Here is a 13341-nt window from a genome sequence, read left to right on the forward strand (position 1 = left end):
AAGGATGCAGAATATTCACAGCCTCTTTTTTATATTCTATTTACTAAACCATTCATAGCATACATTACCATTGAGATAACCAATATGATTAAAAATCCTTTTCTATCTTTTGAAAGAATGTAATAAATAATACTATTTAAAAGTAAAACGATTGCTGGGGTACTCAATAAAACTAGTGAGTTAGTAACGTCAATAAACATTGAAACAAATAAAAATATCACTCCAACAATACTCATCGAAAGCGTCACTGAAGGAAAGATTTTAGTTAGATTCTCTTTTGAAGTGTTAAAAAGTTTAAGTCCCATAAAATAAATTCCAGTTTGAAAAAAAAGTAAAACAAAACCAAACAAAAAGATTGCAATTCCACAAATTATTAGCAATTTACTAGCAGGTATTCCCGTTTCGTGAACAGCTATATCAAATACAGGTTTGAATATCGGTTTCGTAATTAGCTCTATTAACATCAACATCAATACAATTGAGTAGAAAACTGACATAATCACTTTAAAAAATATATTGTCTTTCATTGATTTACTATTCCTTCTTTCGTTAGCTCAATTTTTTTGTATGAATTTATATTATCAAAGTTATGAGATACTATAATTACTGGACATTTTTTAGTTTTTAGTTGCTCAAGTATAACTTTCTTAGATTGTGGATCAATTCCAGATAATGTTTCATCAAGTACGATCAATCCCCACTCTTTGGCTGCATATAGTAGTGATAAACCAACCTTTAATTTCATTCCTAAAGAAGCTAAAGCATACTCAGTATCAAGCTGTTCTTTACTATATAAAGTTTCTGAAAGCAATTCAAGAATTTCATCTGTGCATCGCTCCCCATATAACCAGTAAAGCAATTTAATATTATCTCTGATTGACATATCAGACATTCCTATTCCTACCGCTTCTAAATATAAGGAAGATAATCCTGACTCGTTTTTTATTTCTCCTGAATCTGGGGATTCTATCCCTGTTAATAAATTCATTAACGTAGTTTTTCCTACTCCGTTTTTTCCGTATAGCACGTAAATTTCATCCTTTAAAGTATAATTCAGCTCATTGAGAATTTGATTATTTGTATATTTTTTTTTCAAGCTTTTTATTTCTATCATTAGAATACCCCTTCTACTATTGCAGCAATTAAAATAACTAATAATGAAGCTAAATATACTTTTCGAAGCTTCATAAAAGTTGGTACTAAAGTTTTCCAGCCTTTAAAAAATAATTGATAAAACATGGTTATAGACAAAAATTGAAAACAAAGAATATTTGGTATCTCCAAAAATCCATGAGGAAATAAATTTTTTAATGTTTGAATCACCCCAAAATTGATTGCAGATTGCGCAATAGGTACAGAAAGAAGGATATCGTCTTTAATAATTAATACCGGAGCAACTGGAAAAAATAAATACTGTAAGTAATTTAGTAGATTGTTGACAAAAATGGCCTCAACGTATTCTATCCCTTTTACAGGAGGGGTTGAGACTAACTCTTCAGTTTGTAAAATTCCACTATATTGGTAAAACAAGAATAGAATTAGAAAAATAAAAATTGAAACCACAAAAAATAGTATTACCCGTTTCTTTATATTAATGTTTACATCTAAAGTATCTATAAGAATTCCTCCCCATCCTAAAAAATAAAGAAAGTGAAGATAATCGTAATCGGCAAAAATTCACGCAAAACTGAATTTATATGAGATCTTGTCATCAATTCTCTTTCCAAAAAGAAAAAATAATACATGGACATTAACGGTATGTAGATAGTCTCAACGATACTCGGAATAATAAACTCAATAAAATTTCGAGAGTAAAAATAATTTGCAATCAAAATAATAAAAATAGTGAACATTGACAGTTTAAAATATAGAGTTGAAACAAATCTTTTAAAAAATGAAATTTTTGCAGATTTTAGAGCTTTAATTTTTGCTAATGGTACTTCGAAATCTTCTAGCTGATTATCAATTACAATTTCGTATTGGACAAGTAACATTAAAATAAAAGTAATTGCAGGGGAAAACGAAGCACCTAATTTATGAGCGATTAATGGCGCAATCACCCCTGGCACCAGCATGAATATCTTTTGCTTCTTATCACTGAATATTACGTTGTATAACATCGTTTTTAAGACAGAACGACTAGTACTATTTTTAGATTTAGTTACTTTTTGAAAATAAAAATCGTTAGAATTCCTAAAAAACAAATAACCAATTATTGACAATAAAAGATAAAGCACATATTTAATAATAAGATTCATCTGCAAAATAGTTGTAGCTAAAAAAAAGACTAATTGAAGTGTTGTGACTGCCTTTCCTCTTCTTGACATAACTATTTCTGCAATCAACACTTGAATTGATAAAATGAATAGAAAAAATAGATCAATCGAATGAATAAAATTACCTTGAATAAAACTAGCACATACAGAAGAAGCAAAAAACAGAACGCCTACTAAAATAAAAGGATTATAATAAAGGATTAACCATAAAAGAAATCTCTTTTTTCCATGATTATTCGCTAATACTACCCTGAATTTTTTCATGTTGAAGACATCACTAGTCAAAGGCAAATTATAATTTAGTAGCAAGACGAAAACACTGAATGAAAATATGACATTAGAAAAAACGGAATCAAAAAATCCCAATAGTAGTGCTGAAATAAGGTAAACACTCGAAGCGACAAAAAATAATGATTTTGTTGACCATGGCCAATTTATTCGTTTCCGATATTGCGCTAAAAGAAGTTTTTTTGGGAAAATTAAAGGCGACTTGATAGTCGCCTTTAATACGTTTTTACCAAGCTGCTGCATATTTAGCTCCATATTTTTTAATCAATGATTTCGCTGTAGCAACAATCCCAGCTGTAATCAAGCCGCCTCCAACAACAGCAGTGACAAGAGCAATGATTGTAGCGACTGCGCTACCAGTATTAATTATGTCAATAACTTTTTTTGCTGCATAAGAAGAGATCCCAAGGTTAGCAGTTAGCATTGGTGCACCCACAAATAATCCTACGATACCTACAATTGGTAAAACTAATAATAAATTCTTTTTCATAATACTTCCTCCATGTTTTATTATTTAAAAACTGTTACTACCACCACTGAATAAATCACCTAGCTATCCATAAATAGGTGAGAAAGCAGGTTCATCATCTCCTTGAAGCTATTTTCTTATATTGATCAATTAATAAGATATTTTTAGTTTATTCGTTGAAAAGTTCCATGTTTTAGAAATTACCTAAATAACAGTTTAAAGTGCCTAATTGGTAAAGTATCCTAATTTCTAGCAATCTACAGCCGTACTAAAAAACACGATAGCCTATTAGCACGTACTAGGTGCTTTTAGACTCAATCTCATCCTTTCTCATTGGATGATCTCATGCTTAATTGTGTACTTATCCATAAACTATTATTTGTTTTCTTTAAAAAAAGACTTTTTTATGAAAAACAGATCACGCTTGGCTCAACAAGACTTTACAAAATTCTAAAGATGGAAAATTTCTCAAGTTAGTTCAAAAATGTACAAAAACCGTGTAGTGAGAATTGCACAGTTCAGTCTACGAAGATGAAAGTTTTTTGAAAGAGGGTCACTGTTCTACAATTTTCGTGAAATAACGTATCTCATTTGTTAGATCCTCAATTTTTGTTGGACGAGCAGAACTAGTTTTTCACTGATTAGACGAAAAAGATGATAATTAGAAGCAAGTTGCCTCTAACCTATAGATTCGAAGTCGTAATAAATAAAAAAAAGACACCTTCCAAAAATTGGAAAGTGTCTGAAATGTTGATATATAAGATATATTAACGTTTTGAGAATTGAGAAGCTTTACGAGCTTTCTTAAGACCTGGTTTTTTAGCACCAAATTATAGTAAATATTAAAATCCTTATAAAACGTGGCGTTCAGCAACACTGTAGTGAGAAAGAATTCAATTTTTTTACATTTGTTTTAGTTAAATGGTGTGAACTTTTTATAATGTAATTGAGCAATTGCGAGCCGAAATAAATACTTTTATACTCACAGCATCATAGCTAAAAAAATCTAGTTGATTAAACATTTTATAAGTCGCTGCTCAGTAGCAACTCCTATTAAATTTCCTCTTTTAAATAGTTTACTTATCAAGGTTGAAGATGGATGACCATATTTATTATTTTTTCCTGCCGAAACTATAAAAACTGTATTTTTATCAAGATAATTAAACAAAAGATCATTCCAGTTTAAATACGAACCATGATGGGGGAGAAACATAAAGTATGTTTCTGAAAGTTCATTTTTAAAGAACCTTAAGAACTCATTCGCTCGAACATCATCTGATAAATTAATATCCCCAGTCAACATTGCCCCAACATTTTCTGAGTTTTCATTACAAAATGAAGAAGGATAATCAAAACACACCGCTTTATCACTATTTATAGGTTTATGATATAAGCATAAACTGGATTTATTTATCGAATCTTTACCCAATCTTTTAAGAGAATTTTTATAAATTTCTCTTATCAAAGTTTTCATATAATGTTTAGTTTTTTTCGTAGGATGTAGACCCTCTTTCAATTTTAACAAGTCTTGAATAGTATTACATTTATTTATTTTAAGTAACGCATCGAATTCATTTTCAATCCTTGAAATTGTTGCCTTCGATTTTTGCATATTATAAAACTTGAACAGCCATTGTTGTTGACTTGAAACCACAGTTGAGCTTGGCATGATACTTATCTTTTTTATGAGATCTGGCTCGGTGTATTTAGAATCAAGATCAAGAGAAATACCAATGGAATTATCATCTGAGTTCGACTCATCATCATTAACAGCAGTCTTTTCTAATACTAAAGATATTTTTTCAACTCTAGATGTTGCTCCAGTTATGTACAGTAAACTAAATAAAATTAAATAATCACCTATCCCTGAATAGGGAATGAACAATTGCTTGACTATAGTCTTACCGCTAAGTAATAAGAATAATCCATTAGCATGATCCGAATCAAAATGAGAAACAACTAGCATATCTATAGTATCGTTGATTAACTCATGTCTTTTATAGTTAGATATCAATAAGGCAAAGTCAGAATCTGTCCCCACCGTAGAATGGGTACCTCTCCCGCAATCATAAACTAAATTGAAAGCTTGGCCTATTTTTCCAGCATAAAATAATCCCTGCCCCACAGGTTGTATAGTAAAATCTCCTTGTGTCACTATTCCTCCCCCTCCCTCTTTATCAATTTTCTATATTGGTGTCTGTCTTCAGTTATCTATTATTTGATGATATAGCTTATTTAAAGTTATATCTCTCTTACTCTTCACTAGTTCACATTCCCAAACTATGATAACTTTCCATCCTAATTCCATTAATTCTTTATAAATTTTTTTGTCCCTTAAGACATTTCCGTTTATCTTATTAACCCAAAATTCTGTATTTGTCTTTGGTATAGTTGAATTTTTACACCCATGATGATGCCAAAAGCAGCCATTCACGAAAATAATTGTTTGATATTTCGGGAAAACCATATCTGGTTTTCCCAGATATCTCTTGTCATTAACCCTGTATCTTAATCCTTTACTAAACAAAAATTTTCTAACTAATAGCTCCGGTTTTGTATTTTTTGATTTAATTTGCGACATGTTTTTACTTCTTGCTTCTTTGGATATTTTATCTGCCATATTTTCACCTCATTAACACCAAATGATGAGTTTCTTCAAGCAGGTAGCTTCATAGAAATCGACCAAATAATAATTGCTCGAAGGTACTTAATATTGAAGATACTGTTTAAATATTGTATAACAGTCTCTTCCAATCACAGTAATATCAACCAATCCTAAATTTGATAGTATCTGCATTTTTGCTTCCCCTAACAATTGCCCTTGACCTAATCCATCAACGAGCTCCTCTTCTATTAAATCATCTTTAGGAATAACAAACCCATTTGAAAATTTATAATCATTTTCCTCAGCAAGTTCTTTATATGCTAGTTGATATAAATACTGTTTTGTAATATCACCAACACCTGGCTGACCTGAGACTACCAAGCGACCATCTACATTTTCCTTAAAATTTATTTGGTAGTATTTTGCATCAAAAATCTTAAACACCTTAGCTTCTGTGTCCACTTCTAAAACATCCAGAATAAGCGTTCCCTGTGCTTCAGTTTTTTTACCAGCGTGAATCCACAATGGTTTCTCAACGTAGTTAGAAAGTTTTAGTTTCCCCCACAAATGATTATTCGTTTCTAATTTTTCATCAGAAAATACTTTGTGCAACCCAAGGGAGTTCATATCCATGTCTAAGCTATTTCGATACACTTCTGCACAAACTTCTTCCCAGACCAAATTAAAATTAGTCGTTCCATACAGCTGAACTGAATCATCAGGATTTCTGTCACTTTCTTCAATATAATGTTTCATATTAGCAAGCATCGTTTGTTTTTTTGTAATGAATTGTCTGGAAAGCTCTCTATCAAGTAGATAAAGTAAATAATCATTAGTACCAAAATCACTAACACTTTCATCAGTTAGATGAAAATCAAAACCTAGGTTTATATAGTCCAGAAGAGCATCAATCTCATTACCTACTTCTGTTATAATTGCAGCATGTAATCTTCTTATGATATCTGACTCATCCAAAATATTAATTTGTGTGTGCATATCCAAATAAACTGGAACCCCATTATTCATGTACGGGCTACTTTCATCAATTGTCCTTTCCCAAAGAATTTGACCTTCGCCATTAATTTCAATTAATGCTTCCTCATTAGAATACAAGCCACTGGATAAATAATCTTGAAGAAGATGTATTAAATTCGAAAGTCTACTCTCCCCATATATTGTATCCGCACCTGTACCAGATGCTTTGTTTGATCTATTATATTTATCAATTACAGCAAGTATTTGGGTAAATTTATCAACTTTCCCTACTTCTTTTTTAGTTTCTCTCCAATATTTTGGATACACTAAAAAAGCAAAAGATTTTACCATTATAATTCCAACAAAAGTGAACTTATAATACTCATTATTGGTTTCTGAGAACATATCCACTTCTATATCATCTGGTATATCCTGAACAGGTATATGATGTTTCAAGCAATGACTTAACTCTAGCCGTTTTAATACATCTCTTAACTTATCCTCATTCAACATACCAGTATTTCGAAACATATTTTTAAAATGCCAAAAAGTGAAATGTTCCTGCTCTTTAAATTCAATAATCTGCACGAATTACACCTCATATTTCTTCGGAATTATTACTTATATACTCATCTTTCTCATATTTTTCAATATCATCATCAGTAATACCAAAAATTTTGAGACCTTCTAATTCAAAAGTTCTAACAATCTCAGAGTAACGCATTTTTTCTACATTTTTAAAAATTAATGTTCTATTCTGCTTGGCAACATCGTCAAATAAGTACATCAAGACTTTCGATTTAAATGTTTCAGTAACTGAGCTATTAGTATCAGTTAATACTTTTTCAGAAATAAAATAAGGACCCAACAATTTATCTTCTGGAATATTCTTATTTGTTGACAGAATATCATTGATGATACGCCGAAGTACATTCCAAGACACAAACTTCCGTTCTACTACATCTCCAATGTTAGATGGATATTCTATTTTTTTATAACTGGCAAATCTTTGTTTACCATCATTTTTAAGCCATGCATCATCAAGACCAAAATATTTTTGCTCCCAACGTCTTTTAAAAGCAGTATCCATCGGCATGACACCTTGATCGGCACTATTCATTGTTGTCCAGATATAAAAATTGCTTGGGAATACCAATCCATTTTTTAAAGTTTCCTTCATCTTGGCTACATTAACTTCATTTCCAATTTCTTTATAAATTGTGTTGAAATATTGTTGTAAATCTTCACTTATCGCTATTGGATATTCACTTGAATAGTCATCTTTTCTATCCAACAATTGAAACAAATCACCAAACACAGCTGCAACGTTAGCTCGATTTAACTCTTCAATAATTAATAGATAGGGTTCATCGGGATGCATGAACGCCTTGACCAACTGTTTTATTAACGGGCCTGGTATATAGCTATACGTAATTTTTTCTTCATATATGGTGTTATTGTCCTCATCTTTAACAATCTTGCCATTCAAATCACGTAACTCAATTTTCAGCGGGAATGGTTTGAAAACGCCCACAAAATTTCCATAGGACATATTTGGATGGAAAGTAACCCTTTCGATATTCTTTCCAAACAATTTACTATCTTGATTAAGCTGGTAACTTTTGCCCGTCCCCGGAGCTCCAAAGTATATATATTGTCTATGCTCCTCATGAAGCTTTTGGTTATATTCCTGAAGTTCAGTTTTAAATAATGTTCGAGCCCAATCTAAATACTTATTATATATAGTTTTTAGTTCTGATCCAGACCCACTATCTTTCGGTACAAATGCAGTATTTGGCTGAAGTCTTTCAGCTAAGTCCATAATTGACTCCACAGAATATTGAGTCGCAAATTTTTCAGGATTTTCCCAAATATTAATTGGTACAAAACTTTCTTCACTTAATTCTGAATTAACTGCATTAATAAACCTATTTAATGTATTAACATACTTGAGGTTAGATTCAACCGCCTCTTTCCTGTCTATAATCCATTGGCGGAATAATTTCTCATAATCTTTAGAGGTACTTTCTTCTTCAACCAAAGAAAAAAGCAAATTAAAAGAATCATCTTTAATATCAAAATTATTTGCTATCAAAAAAGAAATATCTGCGACATATGATGATGATACATTGATTAAATCTAATAAATCCAATACTGGCGAAACAAAGTAGTCGCTTCTAGACAAATCTTTTGCTCCACCCCACCAACTATAATCTGTTAGGAATTTTTTTATATAAGTAGTTTCTTCATTTGGCAACTCTTTAACTATTTTAGAAAATACATTCTCATCTAATTTTCCATCTTTAGCAGCTAAAATGAATGTTTTAAAGTTAGGATTTGATAAATTAGATTTACTCTTGATAAATTCTCTATAATCAATCACTTTTTTCGTCAGAGGGGCTCCAATAAAAGCAAGATAAAACCACTGGTTTGGAATATAAATATGTAGTTTCTTAGTTGATGTTACAATTGCAAAAGTATCATAAAATTCAATTTGGCTGCTACTATCCTTCATAGACTCTAAATATTTGTTCCTAAATCCTTCTGTTAGTAACACTTTTTGATTTGTAAATGCCCTTACTTTTGGCTTTTGTTCTTCAATTAATTTAGATAAATCAGTAAACATTAAGTATCCTCCTTTTATCTTGACAAATGCGAACTTATGTTTTACAGTGTTAACCAGAGGACATTTTGTCTTCTGATTGACACTAACAAGGAGTGGCATTATGGATAACCTTATTTTACCAGAGAATATGCAAACAATCCAAGTTGATCAAGGATTAGCTATAAAAGAAAAACGATTAGATTTAAATATGACTCAAAAAGAACTTGCAGACTCTGTTGGAATGCCAAAATTTGGTGATAGAACTATTCGACGTTGGGAAAAAGGTGAAACATCTCCTTCACCCTTAGAATTTTTATCCATTATGGAATTTTTGGAATCTGCTGGTAATAAACCGTTTTTAAACAACGACAAAGCCCCTTACACCATGATAGACCTTTTTGCAGGTATCGGTGGAACTAGATTGGGATTTCAGCTTACCGGTAAAGTAAAATCAGTTTTTTCAAGCGAATGGGATAAGTTTGCTCAAAAGACATACTTTGCAAATTTTGGTGAATATCCTCATGGTGATATTACCCAAATTGATGAGAAGGCCGTTCCAAATCATGATATACTCGTAGCTGGTTTTCCCTGCCAGGCATTTTCACAAGCTGGAAAAAAATTAGGATTTGAAGATATCAGAGGTACACTCTTTTTTGATGTTGCAAGAATTATTAAAGCTAAGAGACCAAAAATGTTTTTACTGGAGAATGTCAAAAATCTAAAAACACATGATAAAGGTCGAACTTACGAGACCATCATAAAAACTTTACGTGACATGGATTATGAAGTTGACAGCACTCTTTACAAAGCGCGAGATTTTGGAGCCCCTCAAAATAGAGAGCGAATCTATATTGTCGGCTTTGACAAGTTATCGCTAAAAAATATTGACTTGTTTGAGTTCCCAACTGCACCAAAGCCTAAAACTTGTGTTGGTGATATACTTGAAGACTCTGTTGATAAAAAATACACAATATCAGATACTCTTTGGGAAGGGCACAAAAGAAGGAAGCTAGAACATAAAGAAAAAGGTAACGGTTTTGGTTTTTCCTTATTCAACTCCAGTAGTCCTTATACCAATACAATTTCAGCACGCTACTATAAAGATGGTAGTGAGATTTTAATCGAACAATCAGGGAAAAATCCACGTAAAGTAACTCCACGTGAAGCAGCACGTTTACAGGGTTTTCCTGAAAAATTTATTATTCCAGTTTCTGATACTCAGGCATACAAACAGTTTGGCAACTCAGTTTGTGTTCCAGTCGTGAATGCAATTGCTCAGGAAATGCTAAGAGTTTTAGAAAATCAAATACTGTGAGTTTCAATATAAAAAATAGAAACAGGTGTGTGAACCATGGTGAGTTCGCACACCTGTTTTTTATTAACTTAATAATACTAAGTAAGTATCTAAACTGCTACTTTAATGCTAACAGAGACTTCATGATCTTAATATATTCATCTCTATTCGGATGGATACTAACTTCCTTAATTAAATCCACCAATTCAGGAGAAGTTTCTTCAACTACTCTCTTTTCTTGTTCAAATTCCGCAAAAAATTCTGAATAAGAAACATCTAATCCTTTTAAAATAGCTGTAAAAGTAACTAAAGATATTTTAACAGCACCCTTTTCAATCTGCCCAACGGTACTCCTGCTTATAGCAGATCGTTCAGCCAAGCTTTCCTGCGTGATTCTTTTTTTTTTCCGAAGATAGACAATGTGATTAATAATTCTGTCAGCTTCATTTTTTGCAAACTTCTTTACATCTTCTTCATTCATTATTAATCCTCCATCCTAGTTATCTATCTAAAGTCTAAATGATGAGTAAGTTCCGCTCCATTCATAAAACAACTCATTTTTTTATTTTGTTTTAAATAATGAGAATTCGTTGTATAATATTTGATGAGCAATAAATAAATTAAGAAAAAGGAGTTTTTTGAATGAAAAAAATTTTAGTTACCTCAGTAGTTAGTGGCTCAGTGCTTTTTGGCATACTTTTAGCTTCAGACGAATCTTATGCGGCTAGTTGGACAGAGCTAATACACCAGAGATGTTAAAAATTCAGGATGGACAAACTAGATACACAATGGCTTTGGGAGATACTTTGTGGGCTATATCTCAACGGATTAATCTGACCGTTCAAGCTTTAGCAGATATCAATGGAATTAATTTAACTTTAGGGGAACAATATTTATTGCCAGTAGGTCGCACAATTTATTTTGATGGTGATATAGCCATCGTAAAAGAGTCAAATGGAAATATCGTAAGTGAAACTATAGTGACTGATGAACAAAAAGTGAATCCGAACCAGAACATAGGTGAGTCGGTTAACCCCATAGTCACAACACCGCCAGTTATTACACCAGAAGTACCGATTAATCCAGTAGAACCAGTGGAGCCGACTAATACAACAACTCCAGTCAAACCTGTAGACCCTACAGAACCAACAACTCCAGTTGAGCCAACGGATCCCACTAATCCAGTAGAACCAGTTGATCCTACACCTACAGAACCAGAAGTACCAGACGGCCCTTATGTAGGTGCACAACTCCCAAGAGTACCAAATGGGGTTGTAGGAACATATACTGATGACATAGCTCTAATGGATGCGATGGATGCTTACAAGCTAGCAAACGATTTACATGGCTCAGATTGGGATTATGTGATTTTGAATAATGGATATGGATTTTATGCAGTCTGGGTAAACCAGTGAGTAACACTATGATTAAATGAAGAAACATACACGAGGAGGCAATAACATGGTTGACTATAAAGATTGCTTTACTAAAGATGAGTGGCACGAATTAATGGCAGCAAAAGAAGTTGCTAATAATTCTCCCGTTGAGCTTCGTGTCTCTTCTCCACTATTTGGAAAAGAAACAACGTACTCACTCTTCTTAAATGACATTTCACTCATCGGGCAAGGGTTCACATTGTCAGATGCTAATTGGCCTCATGCAAAAAGAATACTTCAACAGCACTTTAATCTAAAGGAATAATCATATGAAAGATTTAATGATTAAGAAAAAATTGTTTTTACCGGCTACTTCGGTTCTATTTATTTTGTTCTTTTTATTCCACAAAACTATTTTAGGTTTTTTAGCCATGCTTTTCGCATTTTTTATAGTGATACTGCTAGCAGTATTCTTTATTTCCATGACAAAAAGATCTATTTACCATAACTTTTTTAGTCCCAAAGCAAAAGAGCGAGAACAATTACAGAAAGATGAAATGCAAGTTCGAAAAAAAATAAAACAAGCTACTCAACAGCAACGAGAAACGGGAAAACAAAAACGGATTGACCGCATATTTAACAAGCGAAATACGTGGGAATAGGCATCTTCATAGATGTCTATTTTTGTTCAGTAACTTTTAAAGATGATTAATACTTTTTGTATTTAACACGCTGTATTTCCTAAACTTATGCGATAAAATAGGTATTAAAGAGGTGATAGAAATAGATTATTCACAACTATTTTCTGAAATTGAATGGCTGAATCTGAGAGATACCAAGCTATTAATCGGTGAAAAACCTGTTAAAATCTTCATTAATACAGAACCATACCACTATATACTAGAAATTTACCTGTCAGAAATATGCATTTTTGATAAAAAGGTGGATGATATGATTCATTTGGATGTCCTTAAAAGATTTCTAATATGTCTTTTTAATGTGGAAGAAATGATTGTATAAATTGTTATTTATTTAGTTATAAGAGAATTGACTATTTTCGTGAATAAAATAGTGAGTTTTCTTTTTTTGTTGCTGCCATACTATTTTTTAGTGAGAATTAATTAAACATTATAGCTGATTGATTTTTTTTAGTGAGAATTCATTAGACATTTTAGCATTTATAAAATTGAGTTGTGAGAATCACTTGAACATATTAGACATAAAACATGAGTTTGAATGAGCAGAAATTGAGCCTGTCACAAAAAAACTTAGTTTATCATCATGATAAACTCTCAGCAATTTCTTCAAAAATGACAAAATGACAGCTAAAATAAGGATATAAGTATCAACAGTTTAAACTATATATTTACTAAAACTTTCAGGACATTGGTTGGTTACTCAGACGTCCGAACTCCACAGAGTGCAATAAAGAATAATATTTTTGATAAAAGCA

At 31.8% G+C, this 13341-nt stretch carries 14 protein-coding genes; 4 read left to right on the forward strand and 10 right to left on the reverse strand.

Going from position 1 to position 13341, the window contains the following annotated elements; translation table 11 throughout:
• Nucleotides 1–29: 29 nt before the first annotated feature.
• From IGJ66_RS11935 to IGJ66_RS11975, 9 genes are all read right to left on the reverse strand, one after another.
• Nucleotides 30–527 carry a hypothetical protein gene (locus IGJ66_RS11935; protein ID WP_067484544.1) on the reverse strand — a complete coding sequence of 166 codons (498 nt, stop codon included), beginning with the start codon at nucleotides 525–527 and terminating at the stop codon, nucleotides 30–32.
• Complete coding sequence (locus IGJ66_RS11940) at nucleotides 524–1114, reverse strand: ATP-binding cassette domain-containing protein (RefSeq protein WP_071869002.1); 591 nt, start codon at nucleotides 1112–1114, stop codon at nucleotides 524–526. Before IGJ66_RS11940 ends, IGJ66_RS11935 begins: the two co-directional genes overlap by 4 nt.
• Nucleotides 1114–1563 (reverse strand): hypothetical protein, encoded by a 450-nt coding sequence (locus IGJ66_RS11945; protein WP_311798249.1) that lies wholly within the window; start codon nucleotides 1561–1563, stop codon nucleotides 1114–1116. The genes IGJ66_RS11940 and IGJ66_RS11945 overlap by 1 nt, the downstream gene beginning before the upstream one ends.
• Nucleotides 1564–1634: 71 nt before the next feature.
• Nucleotides 1635–2807 (reverse strand): hypothetical protein, encoded by a 1173-nt coding sequence (locus tag IGJ66_RS11950; protein ID WP_430616649.1) that lies wholly within the window; start codon nucleotides 2805–2807, stop codon nucleotides 1635–1637.
• Nucleotides 2791–3054, reverse strand: a complete 264-nt coding sequence (locus IGJ66_RS11955; RefSeq protein ID WP_067484535.1) for an uberolysin/carnocyclin family circular bacteriocin — start codon at nucleotides 3052–3054, stop codon at nucleotides 2791–2793. The genes IGJ66_RS11950 and IGJ66_RS11955 overlap by 17 nt, the downstream gene beginning before the upstream one ends.
• Nucleotides 3055–4039: 985 nt before the next feature.
• Nucleotides 4040–5188, reverse strand: a complete 1149-nt coding sequence (locus IGJ66_RS11960; RefSeq protein WP_430616650.1) for a hypothetical protein — start codon at nucleotides 5186–5188, stop codon at nucleotides 4040–4042.
• A 48-nt stretch (nucleotides 5189–5236) separates the two neighbouring features.
• On the reverse strand, nucleotides 5237–5653 hold the full coding sequence (locus tag IGJ66_RS11965) for a very short patch repair endonuclease (protein WP_430616651.1): 417 nt from the start codon (nucleotides 5651–5653) through the stop codon (nucleotides 5237–5239).
• 87 nt (nucleotides 5654–5740) lie between these two features.
• Nucleotides 5741–7201, reverse strand: coding sequence for an LlaJI family restriction endonuclease (locus IGJ66_RS11970; protein WP_430616652.1), 1461 nt, complete (start codon nucleotides 7199–7201; stop codon nucleotides 5741–5743).
• A gap of 10 nt (nucleotides 7202–7211) precedes the next feature.
• Nucleotides 7212–9239, reverse strand: coding sequence for an AAA family ATPase (locus tag IGJ66_RS11975; RefSeq protein WP_430616653.1), 2028 nt, complete (start codon nucleotides 9237–9239; stop codon nucleotides 7212–7214).
• A gap of 100 nt (nucleotides 9240–9339) precedes the next feature.
• On the opposite strand from IGJ66_RS11975, the gene dcm reads away from it, so the two are divergent.
• On the forward strand, nucleotides 9340–10533 hold the full coding sequence (gene dcm / locus IGJ66_RS11980) for a DNA (cytosine-5-)-methyltransferase (RefSeq protein WP_430616654.1): 1194 nt from the start codon (nucleotides 9340–9342) through the stop codon (nucleotides 10531–10533).
• 97 nt (nucleotides 10534–10630) lie between these two features.
• Here the strand turns inward: dcm and IGJ66_RS11985 are convergent, their stop codons facing one another.
• Nucleotides 10631–10993 carry a helix-turn-helix domain-containing protein gene (locus tag IGJ66_RS11985; protein ID WP_430616655.1) on the reverse strand — a complete coding sequence of 121 codons (363 nt, stop codon included), beginning with the start codon at nucleotides 10991–10993 and terminating at the stop codon, nucleotides 10631–10633.
• A gap of 271 nt (nucleotides 10994–11264) precedes the next feature.
• Here IGJ66_RS11985 and IGJ66_RS11990 point away from each other — a divergent pair, with 271 nt between their 5' ends.
• The 3 genes from IGJ66_RS11990 to IGJ66_RS12000 are packed head-to-tail and all read left to right on the forward strand — an operon-like array spanning nucleotide 11265 to nucleotide 12550.
• Nucleotides 11265–11927: a LysM peptidoglycan-binding domain-containing protein gene (locus IGJ66_RS11990; RefSeq protein WP_430616656.1), complete on the forward strand. Its 663-nt coding sequence runs from the start codon at nucleotides 11265–11267 to the stop codon at nucleotides 11925–11927.
• 46 nt (nucleotides 11928–11973) lie between these two features.
• Complete coding sequence (locus IGJ66_RS11995) at nucleotides 11974–12213, forward strand: hypothetical protein (RefSeq protein WP_202251594.1); 240 nt, start codon at nucleotides 11974–11976, stop codon at nucleotides 12211–12213.
• Nucleotides 12214–12217: 4 nt separating this feature from the next.
• Nucleotides 12218–12550, forward strand: a complete 333-nt coding sequence (locus IGJ66_RS12000) for a hypothetical protein (RefSeq protein ID WP_202251596.1) — start codon at nucleotides 12218–12220, stop codon at nucleotides 12548–12550.
• The last annotated feature ends 791 nt before the right edge of the window (nucleotides 12551–13341 follow it).

The sequence above is a fragment of the Enterococcus sp. DIV0176 genome (assembly GCF_050528535.1).
Classification (GTDB): Bacteria; Bacillota; Bacilli; order Lactobacillales; family Enterococcaceae; genus Enterococcus_B; species Enterococcus_B thailandicus.